This window comes from Pseudomonas frederiksbergensis (genome assembly GCF_003732665.1).
Classification (GTDB): Bacteria; Pseudomonadota; Gammaproteobacteria; order Pseudomonadales; family Pseudomonadaceae; genus Aquipseudomonas; species Aquipseudomonas frederiksbergensis_G.
Genome location: NZ_MOBP01000016.1, coordinates 24717 through 45409, shown reverse-complemented (window position 1 = coordinate 45409; position 20693 = coordinate 24717). Strand labels below are relative to the sequence as shown.

Annotated in this window: 18 protein-coding genes and 1 tRNA gene; 7 read left to right on the top strand and 12 right to left on the bottom strand. The window is 59.8% G+C overall.

Features of this window, described 5'->3' with window-relative positions; translation table 11 throughout:
- The first annotated feature begins 11 nt into the window (after positions 1-11).
- The 6 genes from pal to nadA all read left to right on the top strand — a co-directional run bounded on the left by pal (position 12) and on the right by nadA (position 4337).
- Positions 12-509: a peptidoglycan-associated lipoprotein Pal gene (pal, locus tag BK665_RS25230; RefSeq protein WP_003178634.1), complete on the top strand. Its 498-nt coding sequence runs from the start codon at positions 12-14 to the stop codon at positions 507-509.
- 6 nt (positions 510-515) lie between these two features.
- Positions 516-1361: a tol-pal system protein YbgF gene (gene ybgF, locus BK665_RS25225; RefSeq protein WP_123409282.1), complete on the top strand. Its 846-nt coding sequence runs from the start codon at positions 516-518 to the stop codon at positions 1359-1361.
- A gap of 166 nt (positions 1362-1527) precedes the next feature.
- Positions 1528-2175 carry a 7-carboxy-7-deazaguanine synthase QueE gene (gene queE / locus BK665_RS25220; protein ID WP_123409281.1) on the top strand — a complete coding sequence of 216 codons (648 nt, stop codon included), beginning with the start codon at positions 1528-1530 and terminating at the stop codon, positions 2173-2175.
- A 1-nt stretch (position 2176) separates the two neighbouring features.
- Positions 2177-2869, top strand: coding sequence for a 7-cyano-7-deazaguanine synthase QueC (gene queC, locus BK665_RS25215; RefSeq protein ID WP_123409280.1), 693 nt, complete (start codon positions 2177-2179; stop codon positions 2867-2869).
- A 63-nt stretch (positions 2870-2932) separates the two neighbouring features.
- A tRNA-Lys gene (locus tag BK665_RS25210) sits at positions 2933-3008 on the top strand.
- A gap of 270 nt (positions 3009-3278) precedes the next feature.
- Positions 3279-4337, top strand: a complete 1059-nt coding sequence (gene nadA / locus BK665_RS25205; RefSeq protein ID WP_016773509.1) for a quinolinate synthase NadA — start codon at positions 3279-3281, stop codon at positions 4335-4337.
- A 127-nt stretch (positions 4338-4464) separates the two neighbouring features.
- Here nadA and BK665_RS25200 read toward each other — a convergent pair whose 3' ends face one another.
- The 12 genes from BK665_RS25200 to arcD form a co-directional block, all read right to left on the bottom strand.
- Positions 4465-4953 carry an RDD family protein gene (locus BK665_RS25200; RefSeq protein ID WP_123409279.1) on the bottom strand — a complete coding sequence of 163 codons (489 nt, stop codon included), beginning with the start codon at positions 4951-4953 and terminating at the stop codon, positions 4465-4467.
- Positions 4954-5047: 94 nt separating this feature from the next.
- Entirely contained in the window at positions 5048-5260 is a 213-nt protein-coding gene (locus tag BK665_RS25195; protein WP_003175786.1) for a cold-shock protein, read from the bottom strand.
- A gap of 393 nt (positions 5261-5653) precedes the next feature.
- The gene (gene gcvT, locus BK665_RS25190; RefSeq protein WP_123409278.1) at positions 5654-6778 is read right to left on the bottom strand and encodes a glycine cleavage system aminomethyltransferase GcvT; all 1125 of its coding nucleotides are present in this window, start codon (positions 6776-6778) and stop codon (positions 5654-5656) included.
- 42 nt (positions 6779-6820) lie between these two features.
- On the bottom strand, positions 6821-8197 hold the full coding sequence (locus BK665_RS25185) for an L-serine ammonia-lyase (RefSeq protein ID WP_123409277.1): 1377 nt from the start codon (positions 8195-8197) through the stop codon (positions 6821-6823).
- Between the two features lie 165 nt (positions 8198-8362).
- The gene (gene gcvP / locus BK665_RS25180) at positions 8363-11215 is read right to left on the bottom strand and encodes an aminomethyl-transferring glycine dehydrogenase (RefSeq protein WP_123409276.1); all 2853 of its coding nucleotides are present in this window, start codon (positions 11213-11215) and stop codon (positions 8363-8365) included.
- 10 nt (positions 11216-11225) lie between these two features.
- Positions 11226-11609 (bottom strand): glycine cleavage system protein GcvH, encoded by a 384-nt coding sequence (gene gcvH / locus BK665_RS25175; protein ID WP_123409275.1) that lies wholly within the window; start codon positions 11607-11609, stop codon positions 11226-11228.
- A 465-nt stretch (positions 11610-12074) separates the two neighbouring features.
- The gene (gcsR, locus tag BK665_RS25170) at positions 12075-13583 is read right to left on the bottom strand and encodes a transcriptional regulator GcsR (protein ID WP_123409274.1); all 1509 of its coding nucleotides are present in this window, start codon (positions 13581-13583) and stop codon (positions 12075-12077) included.
- Between the two features lie 337 nt (positions 13584-13920).
- Positions 13921-14277 carry a DUF5064 family protein gene (locus tag BK665_RS25155; RefSeq protein WP_123409272.1) on the bottom strand — a complete coding sequence of 119 codons (357 nt, stop codon included), beginning with the start codon at positions 14275-14277 and terminating at the stop codon, positions 13921-13923.
- A gap of 63 nt (positions 14278-14340) precedes the next feature.
- On the bottom strand, positions 14341-15270 hold the full coding sequence (gene arcC / locus BK665_RS25150) for a carbamate kinase (RefSeq protein ID WP_123409271.1): 930 nt from the start codon (positions 15268-15270) through the stop codon (positions 14341-14343).
- A gap of 169 nt (positions 15271-15439) precedes the next feature.
- Complete coding sequence (locus BK665_RS25145) at positions 15440-16450, bottom strand: ornithine carbamoyltransferase (RefSeq protein ID WP_123409270.1); 1011 nt, start codon at positions 16448-16450, stop codon at positions 15440-15442.
- 71 nt (positions 16451-16521) lie between these two features.
- Positions 16522-17778: an arginine deiminase gene (gene arcA / locus BK665_RS25140; protein ID WP_123409269.1), complete on the bottom strand. Its 1257-nt coding sequence runs from the start codon at positions 17776-17778 to the stop codon at positions 16522-16524.
- 26 nt (positions 17779-17804) lie between these two features.
- A complete protein-coding gene (arcD, locus tag BK665_RS25135) occupies positions 17805-19232 on the bottom strand; it encodes an arginine-ornithine antiporter (RefSeq protein WP_123409268.1) in 1428 nt (475 codons plus the stop codon).
- Positions 19233-19678: 446 nt separating this feature from the next.
- Between arcD and BK665_RS25130 the strand changes: the two genes are divergently transcribed.
- On the top strand, positions 19679-20542 hold the full coding sequence (locus BK665_RS25130; protein WP_123409267.1) for a DNA-3-methyladenine glycosylase family protein: 864 nt from the start codon (positions 19679-19681) through the stop codon (positions 20540-20542).
- Positions 20543-20693: the final 151 nt, after the last annotated feature.

Here is a 20693-nt window from a genome sequence, read left to right as displayed (position 1 = left end):
GGAGTTTCACGATGGAAATGCTGAAGTTTGGTAAATTTGCTGCGCTGGCTCTGGCCATGGCTGTAGCTGTAGGTTGCTCGTCCAAAGGCGGCGACAATGCCGGTGAAGGCGCTGTTGATCCAAACGCTGGTTACGGCGCTAACACTGGTGCAGTTGACGGCTCCCTGAGCGAAGAAGCTGCTCTGCGCGCAATCACCACTTTCTACTTCGAATACGACAGCTCGGACCTGAAGCCAGAAGCCATGCGCGCTCTGGATGTTCACGCTAAAGACCTGAAAGCAAACGGCGCTCGCGTTGTTCTGGAAGGCAACACCGACGAACGTGGTACTCGTGAGTACAACATGGCACTGGGCGAGCGTCGTGCGAAAGCCGTTCAGCGCTACCTGGTACTGCAAGGTGTTTCCCCAGCTCAGCTGGAACTGGTTTCCTACGGCGAAGAGCGTCCAGTTGCTACCGGCAACGACGAGCAGTCCTGGGCTCAAAACCGTCGCGTCGAACTGCGTAAGTAATTCGTCATGCGAACGTGCCGTCGTGCTGTAACTGTTTTGGCTCTCAGTCTCGCGCCGCTTGCGGTGTGGGCTGCGGTTCCTGTGGTCGATGACAACTCCGGTTATAACAATAGCGGGAGCAGTTATCCGCCTGCGGGTTACGGTACGAACGGCGCCTATGCCGGGGGAGGGGTTTCGGCCCCTGTCTCGGCACAGGGCGAGCTGTTCAACCAACTGCAATCGATGCAAGAGCAGATCTCACGCCAACAGGGTGTGATCGAAGTCCTGCAAAATGATGTAGCGCGCATGAAGCAAGAAAACCTGGAGCGATACCAGGATCTTGATCGGCGCATAGGAACCGGCGTTGCACCAGCCGCAAGTCCTGATAATTCTTCCACCGGTGGCACGTTGAATGCCCCCGGTGCAGCAGCCGCTGCAGGCGCAGGTGCGGGAGCGGTCGCCGCTCAAGCCCCGGCCGCCAGCAGTGAACCGGGTGATCCGGCGAAGGAAAAACTGTATTACGATGCAGCCTTCGACCTGATCAAAGCCAAGGATTTCGACAAGGCCAGCCAGGCTTTCGCCGCTTTCCTGCGCAAATACCCGAACAGCCAATACGCGGGCAATGCCCAGTACTGGTTGGGCGAAGTCAACTTGGCCAAAGGCGATCTGCAAGGTGCAGGTCAGGCGTTTGCCAAGGTTTCGCAGCTGTACCCCAAGCACGCCAAAGTGCCTGACTCGCTGTACAAGCTGGCTGATGTAGAGCGCCGACTCGGTCATACCGACAAGGTCAAAGGCATTCTGCAGCAGGTGGTGTCCCAATATCCGGGCACTTCCGCCGCTCAGCTGGCCCAACGCGATCTGCAACGTATGTAAGCGTGCTTGACCCGAATTGAAGAAACCCGCGCTTGTCGCGGGTTTTTTCGTTAGAATTCACGCCCTTTTTCTGAAACACGCTTTTTGGGATTCGCGCGTTGGCGGGGTTCCTTGAAGAGCCTGACGGAGGCGGACAGCCTGTTTAGCTGTTACGCCCGTGGCGACTATGCAAGACACATTGAGAATCACCGAAGTTTTCTACTCGTTGCAGGGTGAAACGCGGACTGCCGGGCTGCCCACTGTTTTTGTGCGCCTGACCGGTTGCCCATTGCGTTGCCAATACTGCGACAGCGTTTATGCGTTCACCGGCGGCACCATTCGCCCCCTCGACGACATCCTCGAGCAAGTGGCCGGTTTCCGTCCGCGTTACGTGTGTGTCACCGGCGGCGAGCCGTTGGCGCAACCCAACGCCATCCCATTGCTCAAGCGGTTGTGTGATGCCGGTTACGAAGTGTCACTGGAAACCAGTGGTGCACTCGACATCTCGGCGGTAGATTCCCGGGTCAGTCGCGTCGTCGACCTGAAAACCCCAGGTTCGAAAGAAGCGCACCGCAACCGCTATGAGAACATCGAACTGCTGACTCCCAACGACCAGGTGAAGTTTGTCATCTGCTCGCGGGAAGACTACGACTGGGCCGTGTCCAAGCTGATCCAGTACGGTCTTGATCGACGGGCCGGCGAAGTGCTGTTCTCGCCAAGTCACCATGACCTGAATGCTCGGGACCTGGCGGACTGGGTGGTGGCGGACAACTTGCCAGTACGTCTGCAATTGCAGCTGCATAAATATCTTTGGAACGACGAGCCGGGGCGCTGATATGACTGAACAACTGAACACCACCGAAAAACGTGCGGTGATCCTGCTGTCCGGCGGCCTCGACTCGGCGACCGTCGTGGCCATGGCCCGTGCTGAAGGCTACGCCTGCTACACCATGAGCTTCGATTACGGTCAGCGCTCCCATGCCGAATTGCACGCCGCTGCCCGTGTCGCCCGCGACTTGGGTGTAATCGAGCACAAGGTGATCGGTCTGAACCTGGACGGTATGGGCGGCTCGGCACTGACCGACAGCAGCATCGATATTCCGGAAGAGGCGGGCGAAGGTATTCCGGTAACGTACGTGCCGGCGCGCAACACGGTGTTTCTGTCCCTGGCACTTGGCTGGGCTGAAGTGCTCGGTGCCCGTGACATCTTTATCGGTGTGAACGCCGTGGATTACTCCGGTTACCCGGATTGCCGTCCGGAGTTCATCGAGTCCTTCGAGCGCATGGCCAATCTGGCGACCAAGGCCGGCGTCGAAGGCAATGGTTTCCGCATCCAGGCGCCGCTGCAGAACTTGAGCAAGGCGCAGATCGTCCAGGCAGGCGTGAAGCTGGGCGTCGATTACGGGCTGACGGTTTCCTGCTATCAGGCCGACGATAAAGGCTATGCCTGCGGCAAATGCGACAGCTGCCGCCTGCGTGCAGAAGGCTTCGCGGCAGCCGGAATCAGCGACCCAACACCTTATTTTTGATTTATTTCAAATTAGGTGTTGAATAGTCCTTAAAAATCAGTATTATACGCGCCACCACACAGCGGGTCGTTAGCTCAGTTGGTAGAGCAGTTGGCTTTTAACCAATTGGTCGTAGGTTCGAATCCCACACGACCCACCATTTTTGTAGCAGTTTTAAAAGTCTGGAAGGCCCACGCAAGTGAGGATTTCCGGATTTTTTTTTGCCTGCGATTTGAGCTTGACTCAACACGGGGCTACACCGCGTGACGCAGGTCAGAATCATCTTTTGCATCCGAGGGATATTCTGTAGCCTTGCCCGGCTCCAACGCTGTGCCTGATGAATACTCACTCTCCCGGCGGGACCCATTAGCGGTCCGGAGCCGGGTGTATACTCGACTTTCGCGCGAAAGCGCCCGCAGGTCTTGCGATCATGACGCAAATTTCCGAACGCCTACTGGTTCAAGCTCACCTCGACGCCAAGCAGCCCAAGCCGCTGACCGCCGAGGAAGAGGCCTATTACCGTTCTGCCATCGCAGCCGAGCTCAAGGCTCAGGACGCGGTGCTGGTGGCCCACTTCTATTGCGATCCGGTGATTCAGGCCCTGGCCGAAGAAACCGGTGGCTGCGTCTCCGACTCCCTGGAAATGGCGCGCTTCGGCAATGCCCATCCGGCCAAGACCGTGGTGGTCGCCGGGGTGAAGTTCATGGGCGAGACTGCAAAGATTCTCAATCCCGAGAAACGCGTGCTGATGCCAACCCTGGAAGCGACGTGCTCGCTGGACCTGGGCTGCCCGGTGGACGAGTTCTCGGCGTTCTGCGACCAACATCCGGAACGTACGGTGGTGGTATACGCCAACACCTCGGCAGCGGTGAAGGCCCGGGCCGACTGGGTGGTGACTTCAAGCTGCGCGCTGGAGATCGTCGAAAGCCTGATGGATAACGGCGAAACGATTATCTGGGGGCCGGACAAGCACCTGGGCACCTACATCCAGCGCAAGACCGGCGCGGACATGCTGCTGTGGGACGGTGCCTGCATCGTTCACGAAGAGTTCAAGTCCAAGCAGCTCGAAGACATGAAGGCGCTGTACCCGGACGCGGCCATTCTGGTGCACCCGGAGTCGCCGACCTCGGTGATCGAACTGGCGGACGCCGTCGGATCCACCAGTCAGTTGATCGCCGCCGCGCAAAGCCTGCCGAACAAGACGCTGATTGTCGCCACCGACCGCGGCATCTTCTACAAGATGCAGCAGCTGTGCCCGGACAAGGTCTTCATCGAAGCCCCAACGGCCGGTAACGGTGCCGCGTGCCGCAGTTGCGCGCACTGCCCGTGGATGGCGATGAATACCCTTGAGCGCACGCTCAAGAGCTTGAAGGAAGGGACGAACGAGATCTTTGTCGATCCGGCGTTGATTCCCCAGGCGATCCGGCCGTTGAAGCGAATGCTGGACTTTACCCAGGCTGCACGGATGAAGTTGGCTGGCAACGCTTAAGCCACACATCCTCCTAGTGTGGGAGCGGGCTTGCTCGCGAAAGCGGTGGGTCAGTCACTATCAATGTCGACTGATACACCGCTTTCGCGAGCAAGCCCGCTCCCACATTGTTTTTTGCGCTACAGGATTACTTGGTTTTCTTCGGGATTCGCACCAACTGCGTATTGGAATACATGTCATGCCAGCTGCGCTTCTGTTTATCAAACAGCGGCCAGAGAAAGCCCAGGCCCACGCATAACCAAGACCCGATCGACACGACAAACCGCAACAGCGCCTGCCAAAGACTGATGGAAGAACCATCGGCATTCTGTACCCGGATGCCCCACACCTGCATGCCCAGGGTCTGTCCAGACCAGGTCCAGAACTTGGCGAAAAACCCGAACAACACGAACAACAGCACCGTCGACAGGAGTGGATCGCCGTCCAGTGCCCCGGCTTCGGTCAGGGTGCGCATCTTGTCTTCGCCGATGATCGCCATCTGGATCATCTTGTAGATGCCGCTGGTGACGATCAGCAGGGCGGTGCACAACAGGAAGTCATAGAACATTGCTGCCAGGCGACGACCCAGGGTGGCGGCGGGAAAGTCGCCCTTGGGGTTGAGCAGGTGTTTCGACATGGCAGCCTCTGGCGGAAAAAGAAGCCATTTTACGGATTTACGCGCACAAAAAAGCCCCTGATGTCAGCATCAGGGGCTTTTTCGTTACAGAAGGTTAGGCTTCTGCTTGTACTTCGTCAGCCTGCATGCCTTTCTGGCCTTGCACAGCGACGAAAGTCACTTTCTGGCCTTCTTTCAGGCTCTTGAAGCCGTTGCCCTGGATGGCGCGGAAATGCACGAACAGATCCGGACCGCTTTCAGGAGTGATAAAACCAAAACCTTTCTCGTCGTTAAACCACTTAACAGTACCGCTCTGACGTTGGGACATTTCTTATTTCCTTTGACGCAAAAATTAATGACAGTCTCTTCCTCATGAAAGAGTACTGGGGCTGGTTGCAGGAGAGTAAGAAGACGTCGAACGGGATGTAGCTAACTTGTAGGCTACTGCCCAGGTCACGATTCCAAGCGACCCATGCAAACACAGTGAACAAACTCTACGCCAACTAGCCGATAAAAAACAAGCCCCTGTGAGGGGCCCGGTTTTGCTCAGGTTGGAGGCTGTTAGTCAGTCCACTAGTGCGGGCTTATACGAATGTGGTGTTCAATTGTTTTCGATCGTTATAAGCCAAGTTCAATATCGAACGAATGCACTGTTTTATGGCGGTTGCGTTACAGATTAGTGCACTGTTAACGCAACCGCGTTACTTATAGAAACAGTCAATCAACCGCGATAGTAGCGTTGTGGAACAAATGGCATTTTGCTTACAAGCAAAGGCACCTTTTTCCCACGAACAATTGCCCAAACTGGCGTTTCCAATGCGATGTACGCGCTGTCGAGGTAACCCATGGCCAGGGGACCGCCGAGGGTCGGACCGAAGCCGCCGCTGCATACGCTGCCGATGATCTCACCCGCTTCGTTGACGATCTCCGCGCCTTCACGCACCGGGGTGCGTTCTTGCGGCAGCAGGCCAACGCGCTTGCGGCTGACACCGCCCTGTTGCTGGGCGAATACGTTTTGCGCGCCGGGGAAGCCGCCGGCCCGCGCACCATCGGCACGACGAGGCTTGGAAATGGCCCACAACAAGCTCGCTTCAATTGGGGTGGTCTCGGTGTTCATGTCGTGGCCGTAGAGGCACAGGCCGGCTTCCAGGCGCAGCGAGTCACGGGCGCCAAGGCCGATGGCGGCGACTTCCGGTTCGGCCAGCAGCGCACGGGCCAGGGCTTCGGCACTGGCGGCCGGCACGGAGATTTCGAAACCATCTTCGCCGGTGTAGCCCGAACGGCTGACAAAGCAGTCCACGCCCAGCAGCTTCACCCGGGCGAACTGCATGAAGGTCATCTTCGCCACTTCAGGGGCCAAGCGTGCGAGTACGGTCACGGCGGCCGGACCTTGCAGGGCCAGCAACGCACGCTCTTCGAACAACGGCTCGATGGTGCACTGATCGCCAATATGCTTGCGCAGGTGCGCCAGGTCCTGATCCTTGCACGCGGCGTTGACCACCAGGAACAGTTCGTCGTTACCCAGGTTGGCAACCATCAGGTCGTCGAGAATGCCGCCGGTTTCGTTGGTGAACATTGCGTAGCGCTGCATGCCCACCGGCAAATCGATGATGTCCACCGGCACCAGGGTTTCCAGGGCCTTGGCGGCATTGGCGCCGGTCAGGCGGATCTGGCCCATGTGCGAGACATCGAACAGCCCGGCCTGGTCACGGGTGTGCTGGTGTTCTTTCATCACGCCCAGCGGGTATTGCACCGGCATGTCGTAGCCGGCGAACGGCACCATGCGCGCGCCGAGTTCGATGTGCAGCGCGTGCAGCGGGGTTTTCAGCAATTGTTCGGTGGACATATTCAGCTCCTGAAAAAGTGTGCAGATGCCAATGCGCGGGCATCAGCACTCGATAATGTTGACCGCCAAACCGCCACGGGCGGTTTCCTTGTATTTGCTTTTCATGTCAGCGCCGGTCTGGCGCATGGTGCGAATGACCTTGTCGAGGGAGACGAAATGTTGACCGTCGCCACGCAGGGCCATGCGTACCGCATTGATGGCTTTCACCGAGCCCATGGCGTTGCGCTCGATGCATGGCACTTGAACGAGGCCGCCAATCGGGTCGCAGGTCAGGCCGAGGTTGTGTTCCATGCCGATCTCCGCGGCGTTTTCCACCTGCGAAACGCTGCCGCCGAGAACTTCGCACAAGGCACCGGCCGCCATCGAACAGGCCACGCCGACTTCACCCTGACAGCCGACTTCGGCGCCGGAAATCGAGGCGTTTTCTTTATAGAGAATGCCGATGGCCGCTGCAGTCAGCAGAAAACGCACGACGCCGTCTTCGTTGGCGCCGGGGATGAAGCGCATGTAGTAATGCAACACCGCCGGGACGATTCCCGCCGCACCGTTAGTGGGCGCCGTGACGACGCGTCCGCCATTGGCGTTTTCTTCGTTGACCGCCAACGCGTAGAGGTTGACCCAGTCCAGCACCGACAGCGGATCGCGCAGGGCCGATTCCGGGTTCTTGCACAGTTGCCGATGCAGCGCCGCGGCACGGCGCTTGACCTTCAAGCCACCGGGCAGGATGCCTTCGTTGCGGCAACCGGCGGCGACGCAGTCCTGCATCACTTGCCAGATATTCAGCAGACCGGCGCGGGTTTCCGCTTCCGGGCGCCAGGCGCTTTCGTTGGTCAGCATCACCTGGCTGATCGACAAACCGTAGGTGGCGCAGTGAGCAAGCAGGTCCTTGGCGCTTTTGAACGGGAAGGTCAGCGGCGTGGCGTCTTCGACGATGCGGTCGGCGCCAGCGGCGTCTTCATCGACAACGAAACCGCCGCCAACCGAGTAGTACTCTCGGCTGCGCACTTGCAGGCCTGCGGCGTCAAAGGCACGAAAGATCATGCCATTGGGGTGATAGGGCAATGGTTTGCGGATCATCGCCAGGTGTTCTTTCTCGTTGAACGCAATGCTGTGTTCGCCGAGCAGGTTCAAACGACCGTTGCCACGAATTTCTTGCAGACGGGCAGCGACGGTTTCGGTGTTCACGGTGTCCGGGTGTTCGCCTTCCAGGCCGAGCAGCACGGCTTTGTCGCTGCCGTGGCCTTTACCCGTGGCGCCGAGCGAGCCGTAGAGCTCGACTTTGACGCAGGCGGTGGCGGCCAGCAGCCCTTCACGGCGCAAGCCTTCGGCAAAACGCGCAGCGGCACGCATCGGGCCGACGGTGTGGGAGCTGGAGGGGCCGATGCCAATCTTGAACAGGTCGAACACGCTTAACGACATGAGTTGTTCTCCGGTTTCTTGTTATGAGGAGCAACGCGAACCTGTAGGAGCGAGGCTTGCCCGCGAAGAGGCCATCACGGCCGCTAAAAGCTTCGCGGGCAAGCCTCGCTCCTACAGGAGGTGTGGCGTCCTTGTGAGGGGCGAATAAACCCGCCCCCCTATAGGTCAAGCGTAGCTTTCGATCGACGGGCAGGCGCAAACCAGGTTGCGATCACCAAACACGTTGTCGACGCGACCGACCGGCGGCCAGTATTTGCCTTCGATCAACGACGCGACCGGGTAAACCGCTTGCTCACGGCTGTACGGATGCGTCCACTCGCCGACGATTTCCGCCGCGGTGTGCGGGGCGTTTTTCAGCGGGTTGTCTTCCTTGTCCAGCGTGCCGTTTTCCACCGCGCGGATTTCTTCGCGGATGCGGATCATGGCATCGCAGAAGCGGTCCAGTTCTTCCTTGGATTCGCTTTCGGTCGGCTCGATCATCAGCGTGCCGGCCACCGGGAACGACATGGTCGGCGCATGGAAGCCGAAGTCGATCAGGCGCTTGGCCACGTCATCGACGCTGATGCCGCTGCTGTCTTTCAGCGGACGCAAATCGAGGATGCATTCGTGCGCCACCAGGCCGTTGCTGCCGGTGTAGAGCACTGGGTAATGCTCTTCGAGGCGACGGGAAATGTAGTTGGCATTCAGGATCGCCAGTTGCGAAGCACGCTTGAGACCCGCGCCGCCCATCATCCGAATGTACATCCAGGTGATCGGCAAAATGCTCGCGCTGCCGAACGGTGCCGCGCAGACCGCGCCTTCTTTACGCTCCATGGTGCCGTGACCCGGCAGGAACGGGGTCAGGTGCGACTTGACGCCAATCGGACCAACGCCCGGGCCGCCACCACCGTGGGGGATGCAGAAAGTTTTGTGCAGGTTCAAGTGCGAGACGTCGCCGCCGAACTTGCCCGGTGCGCAGAGGCCGACCATTGCGTTCATGTTCGCGCCGTCGATGTACACCTGGCCGCCGTGGTCATGAATGATGCCGCAGATTTCGCGGATGCCTTCTTCGAACACGCCGTGGGTCGACGGGTAAGTGATCATCAGTGCCGCGAGGTGTTCGCGGTGCTCGATGGCTTTGGCGCGCAGGTCTTCGATGTCAACGTTGCCACGGGCATCGCACGCGGTCACAACCACGCGCATACCGGCCATGTTGGCGGTGGCCGGGTTGGTGCCGTGAGCCGAGGACGGGATCAGGCAGATGTCGCGACGATCTTCGCCACGGCTCTGGTGATAGGCACGAATCGCCAGCAGACCAGCGTACTCACCTTGGGAACCGGCGTTCGGTTGCAGGGAGATCGAATCGTAACCGGTCGCGGCGCAGAGCATCTCTTCCAGTTCATCGGTCAACTGCTGGTAACCGGCGCTTTGCTCGGCCGGGGCGAACGGGTGCAGGGCACCGAACTCAGCCCAGGTCACCGGGATCATTTCGCTGGCGGCGTTGAGTTTCATGGTGCACGAACCCAGCGGGATCATGGTGCGATCCAGGGCCAGGTCCTTGTCGGCGAGCTTGCGCAGGTAGCGCATCAGCTCGGTTTCCGAGTGGTAACGGTTGAACACCGGGTGGCTGAGGATCGGCGATTGGCGAACCAGGGCTGCCGGCAGAGTACTGACCACGGAGGCAGCGAGGGCGGCGAAATCTGGCAGCGCTTTGCCGTCGGCCAAGACGCTCCACAGGGTTTCGACGTCGGCTTGCGAGGTGGTTTCGTCGAGGGACAGGCCCAGGCGTTCAGCATCGACCACACGCAGGTTGATTTGCTGGGCGCGTGCCTTGTCGTGCAGCTTGGCGGTGTTGGCGCCGGTCTTGATCGTCACGGTGTCGAAGAAGTTTTCTTGCTCGACGCTCAGGCCCAGTGCATTCAAGCCTTTGGCCAGGATGGCGGTCAGGTGATGAATGCGATTGGCGATCTGGGTCAAGCCTTTCGGGCCGTGGTACACGGCGTACATGCTGGCGATGTTGGCCAACAGCACCTGGGCGGTGCAGATGTTCGACGTAGCCTTCTCGCGACGGATATGTTGCTCGCGGGTCTGCATGGCCAGGCGCAGGGCCGGCTTGCCGAAACGGTCCACGGAAACACCGACCAGACGGCCCGGCATGTCACGCTTGAACGCATCTTTCGTCGAGAAATAAGCCGCGTGCGGGCCACCAAAACCCAGCGGCACGCCAAAGCGTTGTGCGCTGCCGATGGCCACGTCGGCGCCGAATTCGCCCGGCGGGGTCAGCACGGTCAGGGCCAGCAGGTCAGCCGCGACGGCGACCAGGGCGTTGGCGGCGTGGAAGCGTTCGGTCAGTTCGCGATAGTCGAACACATCACCGTTGCTGGCCGGGTATTGCAGCAGGGCGCCGAAGAACGGCGTTACGTCGGTCAGTTCCAGCTCGTCGCCAACTACGACGTCGATGCCCAACGGCTCGGCACGGGTGCGCAGCACGTCGAGGGTCTGCGGGTGGCAATGCACGGAAGCGAAGAAGGCGTGGCTGCCTTTGTTCTTGCTCAGGCGTTTGCAGAAGGTCATCGCTTCGGCGGCGGCGGTGGCTTCGTCGAGCAGGGAAGCGTTGGCGATCGGCAGGCCGGTGAGGTCGCTGATCAGGGTCTGGAAGTTCAGCAGCGCTTCGAGACGGCCCTGGGAAATTTCTGGCTGGTACGGGGTGTAAGCGGTGTACCAGGCCGGGTTTTCCAGCAGGTTGCGCAGGATCGGCGACGGCGTGTGGGTGCCGTAGTAGCCCTGGCCGATGTAAGTCTTGAACAGTTGGTTCTTGGCGGCGATGCCTTTGATCAACGCCAGGGCGTCGGCTTCGCTCAGGCCATCGTCCATGCCGAGGACGCTGGTGCCTTTGATGCTTTCGGGAATGACGCTGGCGCTCAGGGCTTCCAGGGAGTCGAAACCGAGGCTGTTGAGCATGGCTTGCTCATCGCCGGAACGCGGGCCGATGTGGCGGGCGATGAATTCATTGGCGGTGCTGAGATTTACTTGAGTCATGTCGGTTTCCTCAGGCGTCGGCGTTGGCTTTGATCAGACGGTCGTAGGCGTCCTGATCCAGCAGTTTGGCAACGGCCGAGGCATCTTTTGGCTGGAAGCGAAAGAACCAACCTTCGCCCAGTGGATCTTCGTTGACCAGCTCAGGGCTGCTGTCGAGCGCCGGGTTCACTTCCAGCACTTCACCGTCGAGGGGCATGTACACGCCGCTGGCGGCTTTGACCGATTCCACGGTGGCGGCTTCAGCGCCTTTGTCGTAGGACTGCAGCTCAGGCAGTTGTACGAAAACCACGTCGCCCAAGGCGTTCTGCGCGAAAGCGGTGATGCCGACTGTGACGCTACCGTCAGCTTCAGTGCGCAGCCATTCGTGATCTTCAGTAAAACGCAACTCGCTCATGGAAACTCCTAAGGGGGCCAGACTCGTCTGGTGGACGCGATTGAATGCTTGGGCTAAAGCCCTTCTTTATGAGCGGTTACTAAGCAAGATCGCGGCCAAGGTTATTAAGTCGTTACAAATCAATGCCTTGAGTGTTTTTTGATGGCGAGGGTTTTGAATGACTGTAGCGAAATCGCTACAGCGCGAAGCGAAGAAAAAAGCGTAATGGGATCAAAGCCTTGCACAGCGGTGATCCAAGGAGGGTGTATCGATATCATTCCGCTGTAGCGCTTTCAGTACAGATGCAGGTCGCTTTTAAACAGGTTACAAGCTCTTGAATTGGAATACGCCCCGTAGGAGCTGCCGAAGGCTGCGATCTTGTCCCAGGCGCTACAAGGCTAAAGTCAAAAGATCGCAGCCTTCGGCAGCTCCTACGGGGGGGTGATCGTTCCCACGCTCGCGTGGGAACGATCAACCGAGTAGGGCTTACGGCTTATTGGGAATGCCGTACTTGCGCAATCGATGGGCAATCGCGGTGTGGGAGGTTTGCAGTCTGCTGGCCAGCTGCCGGGTGGACGGATAGCTGACGTACAGCTTCTCCAGCAGGGTTTTCTCGAACTCTTCCATTGCCTGTTCGAGGCTATCCACTTCACTGTCACTCTGCCGCGCTACCGAGGTGCCGGCGATGTCGAGGTCCCCAATATCCACCAGACTGCTTTCGCAAATCGCGGCGGCGCGGAAGATCACGTTTTGCAATTGCCGCACATTCCCCGGCCAGCGGTTACCCAGCAGCGCGGGATAAGTGCCCGGCGCGAGGCGACACACGGGGCGCTGGATTTGTGCGCAGGCTTGCTGCATGAAGTAGCGGGCCAGCAGCAGAATGTCCTGGCCCCGTTCGCGTAGCGGCGGGACTTCGACGTTGAGCACGTTGAGGCGATAGAACAGGTCTTCGCGGAAGGTGCCTTCGCTGACCATTTTTTCCAGGTCGCGGTGGGTGGCGCTGAGGATGCGCACATTGACCTTCACTTCGCGATCACCACCGACCCGACGGAAACTGCCGTCGTTCAAGAACCGCAGCAACTTCGCCTGCAAGTACGGCGACATCTCGCCAATCTCATCGAGAAACACCGTGCCCTGGTTGGCCAGTTCCATCAGCCCCGGTTTACCGCCCCGTTGCGCGCCGGTGAAGGCGCCAGGGGCGTAGCCGAACAGTTCGCTTTCGGCGAGGTTCTCCGGCAATGCCGCGCAGTTCAACGCCAGGAACGGAGCACTGTGCCGCGCACTGATGGCGTGACAGGCTCGGGCCACCAGTTCTTTGCCGGTGCCGGTTTCGCCCTGGATCAACAGCGGCGCATCGAGGGCGGCCACACGTTGAGCGCGAGCCTTGAGCGTGCGGATGGCCGGAGATTCGCCAAGCAGCGCGTCGAAACCTTCGGCATGGTCGTGGTGCAGGGCCGACAGACGTTCGCCGATGCGGCTCGGTTGATACAAAGTCAGCAGAGCGCCGGCGTCGGTGATCGGCGTGGCGTCCAGCAGCAAGGTCTGGCCGTTGACGGTGATTTCCCGCAGCGGCAGGCGGAAGCCGTTTTCCAGCAAGGTCTCAAGCAGCGCCGGGTCGGCAAACAACTCGGCGATGCTTTCACCGGCAGGTTCACGACCGTACAGAGCAATCAGCGCCGGGTTGGCCAACAGCACTTTGCCGGCGCTGTCCAAGGCCAGTACCGGGTCGGTCATGGCCGCGAGCAAGGCGTCGAGCTGCAAGTGCCGGCGCTGGCCGGGCAGGATGTCGACCACCGTCATCGCCTGCACGCCGCGTACGCTGAGCAACGCATCGCGCAACTCGTCGAGCACTTCCGGGCTCAGGGTCGGGGCGTCGATGTAGACGTTGGGCGGAACCATTTCCACCGCATCCAGATTGAGATTGCGCCCACCGAGCAAGGCCAGGACTTCCTGGGTAATGCCGACGCGGTCGATAAAGCTGACGTGGATACGCATGGGGCGGTTTTTGATTCTGGAGTGCGGAGGGTGGCAAGTATGCCTTGGAGGAGGGGTTAGGTGAAATGCTGGACGGATGATCGTTCCCACGCTCTGCGTGGGAATGCTGCCCGGGACGCTCCGCGTCCCTTCAGAGCCGAACGCGGAGCGTCCGTTGCGGCATTCCCACGCAGAGCGTGGGAACGATCAAATCCTGCGCAGGACTTCGGCCTGGTGATGATCCCTTGTGGGAGCGGACTTGCTCGCGAAAGCTGTGTGTCAGGCAACATTGATGGTGACTGATCCACCGCTTTCGCGAGCAAGCCCGCTCCCCCAGGGTTGCGCTACAGCAGGAAATTTATTCCAGGTGTTCGGGTTTTACCGGATCACCGGACTTCATATCCAGCTGCACCCGCACATCTTCGAACATCGCGTCGTAATGCTTGTGCACCGAGCCAATGCCGCTATGGGTCTTGGGAACCCCGTATTGCTCGGCGATTTTCGTCACGTTGCTGGCGAAGTTATAGGCCTGATCCTTGGGCAGGAAAAATGACTCTTTCATGTCCTTGCCCAGGATGTTGCCGTGCACGGTGAACTGCATGCCTTTTTCCGGATCCTGGGTGACTTCATAGTCAATGCACAGGTTGTAACTGACATCATCGTCGTTCAACGCGTGGCGTTCGATGTGCAGGTGACCCGGTTCGAACGTGGCCATATTCATCTCTCCTTCGAAGGCATTGGAGAACGGCAGACCCCGGGCCTGCCGCCGAGTTTCTTTTTAAAGGTAAGTAATGCCAGGTGTCGCCGTGCTGATGCGGGTGCCGGCCTTGCCCTGGACGATCGCTTCGATGTCCGAGAGTGAACCGATGACCGCGACTTTGCCAGTATGGCGGGCGAACTCGCAGGCTGCCTGGACCTTCGGCCCCATGGAGCCGGCGGCGAAGCCGAGTTTTTCCATGTCGTCGGGGTGGGCCTGGGCGATGGCTTTCTGGGTGGGTTTGCCGAAGTCGATAAACGCGGCGCTGACGTCGGTGGCGATCACCAGCAAATCGCATTCAAGCTGTTCGGCCAGCAGCGCCGAGCACAGGTCCTTGTCGATCACCGCTTCCACGCCTTCGAGCTGGCCGCTGGCACCGTACATGGTCGGAATGCCGCCACCGCCCGCACAAATCACGATGCTGCCCTTGTCCAGCAGCCACTTGATCGGGCGGATTTCGAAGATGCGTTTCGGCCGTGGGCTGGCGACCACGCGCCGATACTTGTCGCCATCCGGGGCAATCGCCCAGCCTTTTTCGGCGGCGAGTTTTTCCGCTTCTGCTTTGGAGTAGACCGGGCCGATGGGTTTGCTCGGGTTCTGGAATGCCGGGTCTTTGGCATCGACTTCGACTTGCGTCAGCAGCGTGGCGAACGGCACTTCGAAGTCCAGCAGGTTGCCCAGTTCCTGTTCGATGATGTAGCCGATCATGCCTTCGGTCTCGGCACCGAGCACGTCCAGCGGGTAAGGCGACACCGAGGTGTAGGCCGCCGCTTGCAGAGACAGCAGGCCGACTTGCGGGCCATTGCCGTGGGCGATGACCAGTTGGTTGCCTGGGTAGATTTTGGCGATCTGTTCGGTGGCAACGCGGATGTTGGCGCGTTGATTGTCCGCGGTCATGGGTTCACCACGGCGGAGCAGGGCGTTACCGCCCAGGGCGACGACGATACGCATGGTGCAGTCCTTCTACAAAGAGCTGGCAAACAACTCGGTCCACTGTGGGAGCGGGCTTGCTCGCGAATGCGCTGTGTCAGTCGCCATCAATGTTGCCTGACACACCGCTTTCGCGAGCAAGCCCGCTCCCACATTGACCGTGTTTCGTCAGGGGGAGCCGGTTTGGTACTTAGATATCCGCCAACGCCGAGACCAATATCGCCTTGATCGTGTGCATGCGGTTTTCCGCTTGTTCGAAGGCGATGTTGGCCGGGGATTCGAAGACTTCTTCGGTCACTTCGACGCCATTGGCCAGGTGCGGATAGCGTGCGGCGATGTCTTTGCCGACTTTGGTTTCGCTGTTATGGAACGCGGGCAGGCAGTGCATGAACTTCACCCGCGGGTTGCCCGAAGCTTTCATCATCGCGGTGTTGACCTGGTACGGCAGCAGTTGCTCGATGCGCTCGTCCCACGCTTCCACCGGCTCACCCATCGACACCCAGATGTCGGTGTGGATGAAGTCCACGCCTTTGACCGCTTCTTTCGGGTCTTCGGTGATGGTGATGCGCGCACCACTCTCGATGGCGAAGGCTTGGCACTGGTCAATAAAGTCCTGATGCGGCCACAGCGCTTTCGGCGCGCCGATGCGCACGTCCATGCCGAGTTTGGCGCCGATCATCAGCAGCGAATTGCCCATGTTGTAGCGCGCATCGCCCAGGTAGGCGTAGCTGATCTCATGCAGTGGCTTGTCGCTGTGCTCGCGCATGGTCAGGGTGTCGGCGATCATTTGCGTCGGGTGGAATTCAGCAGTCAGGCCGTTGAACACCGGTACGCCGGCGAACTTGGCCAGCTCTTCGACGATTTCCTGTTCGAAACCACGGTACTCGATGGCGTCGAACATCCGGCCCAGCACGCGGGCGGTGTCTTTCATGCTTTCTTTATGGCCGATCTGCGACGACACCGGATCGATGTAGGTGACGTGGGCGCCCTGGTCGTGGGCCGCAACTTCGAAGGCGCAACGGGTGCGGGTCGAGGTTTTTTCGAAGATCAGCGCGATGTTCTTGCCTTTCAGGTGCGCACGCTCGGTGCCGGTGTACTTGGCGCGTTTGAGGTCGCGGGACAGGTCGATCAGGTAGTTGAGCTCGCGAGTGGTGTGGTGCATCAAGCTCAGCAAGCTGCGGTTGCGCATGTTAAAAGCCATGATTTGGATCTCCTTGGGTTTCGGTTATCCCCCGGCCTCGCGCCTTATAAGCGCGAAGCAGGGCTACGAAATTAATAGTCGATAGGGTCGCGAATGATCGGGCAGGTCATGCAATGGCCGCCGCCACGGCCCCGGCCCAGTTCACCGGCGCTGATGGTGATGACTTCCACGCCAGCCTTGCGCAGCAGGGTGTTGGTGTAGGTGTTGCGGTCGTAACCGATCACCACCCCCGGTTCCAGGGCCACCACGTTGTTGCCGTCGTCCCATTGCTCGCGTTCGGCGGCGAAGCTGTTGCCGCCGGTTTCCACCACGCGCAGCGTTTTGAGATTGAGTGCGGCGGCCACGGTGTCGAGGAAATTGGTTTCTTCGCGGCGCACGTCGATGCCACCCGGTTTGCTGTCGTCGGGGCGCAGGGTGAAGGCGACGATCTGGTTGACCACTTCCGGAAAAATCGTCACCAGGTCGCGGTCGCAGAAGCTGAACACCGTGTCCAGGTGCATCGCTGCCCGGGACTTCGGCAGGCCGGCCACGATCACCCGCTCAACGGCGTTGTGCTTGAACAGGTTGAGCGCCAGTTGGCCGATGGCCTGGCGGGACGAGCGCTCGCCCATGCCGATCAGCACCACGCCGTTGCCGATTGGCATCACGTCGCCGCCTTCGAGCGTGGCGTTGCCGTGCTCCTGATCCGGGTCGCCGTACCAGACCTGGAAGTCGGCGTTGGTGAATTCCGGGTGGAATTTGTAGATGGCGCTGGCCAGCAGGGTTTCCTGACGGCGCGCCGGCCAGTACATCGGGTTCAGGGTCACGCCACCGAAGATCCAGCACGTGGTGTCGCGGGTGAACTGGGTGTTGGGCAGCGGCGGCAGAATGAAGCTGGAGTGGCCGAGGAAGTCGCGGAACATCTCGATGGTCTTGCCGCCGAAGCTGTTCGGCAGGTCATCCGCCGATACACCGCCAATCAGGAATTCGGCGATCTTGCGCGGCTCCAGGCTGCGCAGCCATGAACCCACTTCATTGATCAGGCCCAGGCCCACCGAATTGGCGGTGATCTTGCGTTCGAGAATCCAGTCCAGGGCTTCGGGAATCGCGACGATGTCAGTCAGCAGGTTGTGCATTTCCAGCACGTCGATATTGCGTTCGCGCATCTTGGTGACGAAATCGAAATGGTCACGCTTGGCCTGGGCGACCCACAGCACGTCGTCGAACAGCAGTTCGTCGCAGTTGTTCGGGGTCAGCCGTTGGTGGGCCAGGCCGGGGGAGCAAACCAAGACTTTGCGCAGTTTGCCGGCTTCGGAATGCACGCCGAGCTTCACTTTTTCCGTGGTCATTACAGTGATCCTCCAGATTGAAACGGTTACAGAGTCAGGAAGCCGGCATACAGCCCGTAGGCCGCGATCAGGGCGCCGACGGCGACGGCGGCGAAAATCAGCTTCTCGACATTGGTGAAAACCGGTTTGCCCACTTCGAGCTTGGCCTTGGCGAACAGGATCGCGCCGGGGGCATAGAGCAGGGCGGACAGCAGCAGGTATTTGATGCCGCCGGCATACAGCAGCCAGACCGCGTAAATCACGGCGACACCACCGATGATCAAGTCTTTTTTGCGCTCGGCCAGGGCGTTCTCATAGGTTTCGCCGCGCACCGCCAGCAGCAACGCATAGGCCGCCGACCACAGGTACGGCACCAGAATCATCGAAGTGGCGAGGTAGATCAGTGACAGGTAAGTGCTGGCGGAAAACAGCGTGATGATCAGAAACACCTGGACCATGGCGTTGGTCAGCCACAGGGCATTGACCGGCACGTGGTTGGCGTTTTCCTTGCGCAGGAACGCCGGCATGGTGTGGTCCTTGGCGGCGGCGAACATGATCTCCGCACACAGCAGCACCCACGACAGCAACGCGCCGAGCAACGAGATGATCAGGCCGACGCTGATCAGTACCGCGCCCCAATGGCCGACCACATGTTCCAGCACCGCCGCCATCGACGGGTTCTGCAACTTGGCCAGTTCCGGTTGGGTCATGATCCCCAGCGACAACACGTTCACCAGCACCAGGAACAACAGCACGGTGATGAAGCCGATCACGGTGGCTTTACCGACGTCGCTGCGTTTCTCGGCGCGGGCCGAGAAGATGCTCGCGCCTTCGATGCCGATAAACACCCACACGGTGACCAGCATCATGTTGCGCACCTGGTTCATCACGCTGCCCAGGGTGGTGTTTTGGCTGCCCCAGATGTCAGCGGTGAAGATGTCCAGTTTGAAGGCGAACACCGCGATCATCACAAACAGCAGCAGCGGCACGACCTTGGCGACGGTGGTCACCAGGTTGATGAACGCCGCTTCCTTGATCCCGCGCAACACCAGGAAGTGCACAGCCCAGAGCAGTACCGAAGCACCGATCACTGCGGCGACGGTGTTGCCTTCGCCAAAAATCGGGAAGAAGTAACCGAGGGTGCTGAACAGCAACACGAAGTAACCGACGTTGCCCAGCCACGCACTGATCCAGTAACCCCAGGCCGACGAGAAACCCATGTAGTCGCCGAAACCGGCCTTGGCGTAGGCGTAGACCCCGCCGTCCAGGTCCGGTTTGCGATTGGCCAGGGTTTGAAAGACGAAGGCGAGGGTCAGCATGCCCACCGCCGTAATCGCCCAACCGATCAACACCGCGCCGACGTCCGCACTGGCGGCCATGTTTTGCGGCAAAGAGAAGATCCCGCCACCAATCATTGAGCCGACAACCAGCGCTACCAGTGCGCCGAGTCTTAGTTTTCCGGGGGTTGCAGACATTGCATGACTCCAGTGCAGGAGAAGAGAGACAGCAGACTAAATCTGTTAACTGTTCAATCAACTGACATAGATCAGTGCATGGGCACATTCCATTGTTAATGAAAGACTTATGAACTATTAGCGCGCATAGATGTATCGCTGGAAATCCCCATTCCAGAGGCGTTGGCGGGGTTGTGAGGAAATAATGCTGAATGCGGTGAGGTTTTTAAGTTAGTTCGCTTTTGGGTTTTCGCAAGTTTTGCCGATTGTTTGCAGTACAGAATGATTGATCAGAACTTCCATATATAACGGGCATAGATTGATCGGCTATAAATAACAGGCTCTTGTGGGAGCGAGCTTGCTCGCGATAGCGATATCACGTTCACCATGAATGCCGATTGTTACGCCGCTATCGCGAGCAAGCTCGCTCCCACAGGTTTTGCGCTAACCGTTGGAGGGTTGTTGCGATGAGGTTGCTGCTGGCGTATCGACCCCCTTATGACTGGGTGGCGATGCTGGGTTTCTTGTCGGCGCGGGCGATTATCGGGATGGAGACGGTGGTCGATGGCGTGTATTCGCGCAGCATCGGCTTGAACGGTGTGCACGGCACGTTTTCGATTGTTCCGGCCGGTGGTGATGCGCTGGAAGTGACGCTGGAGTTTCCGGACCCGAGCGCCGTGCCCGAGATCGTGGCGCGGTTGCGGCGGATGTTCGATCTCGACGCAGATTTGCCGGTGATCCATCGATATTTGGCGGCTGATCCGTTGATGGCGCGGCTGATTGCCGAGCGTCCGGGCTTGCGCGTGCCAGGGTCGTGGGATGGCCTGGAATTGGCGATCCGTGCGGTGTTGGGGCAGCAGATTACCGTGGTGGCGGCGATCAAACTGGCTGGCAAATTAGTTGCGCAGTATGGCGATCCATTGGATTCGACAGTGCCGGGGCTGACCCATGTGTTTCCTGAAGCGGCGGTGTTGGCGGCGGCGGACCTGGCGACATTGGGCATGCCGAAAAGCCGTGGCCGGACGTTGTCGGGCGTGGCCCAGGCGTTGCTCGATGATCCATTGTTATTTGAGCCAGGGCGCGAGGGCGGCGTGGCGCGGTTGTTGGCGTTGCACGGGATTGGCGACTGGACGGCGCAGTACATTGCGTTAAGGCAGTTGCGGGATATGGATGGGTTTCCAAGCGGCGATGTGGGGTTGATCAATGCGCTGGCGGCGCTGGAAGGCGGGGCGGTGACGGCGCGGGGGTTGTTGCAGCGGGCGGAGGGGTGGCGACCGTTTCGGGGGTATGCGGCGCAGGTTTTGTGGGCTTCTTTGAGTCGGGCTGACTGAGGGTTTTTTGGTGACTGACCCGGCCCCTTCGCGAGCAAGCCCGCTCCCACAGGTGACCGGGTTGATCGTTCCCACGCTCCGCGTGGGAATGCCTCAAGGGACGCTCCGCGTTCCAATGGGACACGGAGCGTCCCGGGCTGCATTCCCACGC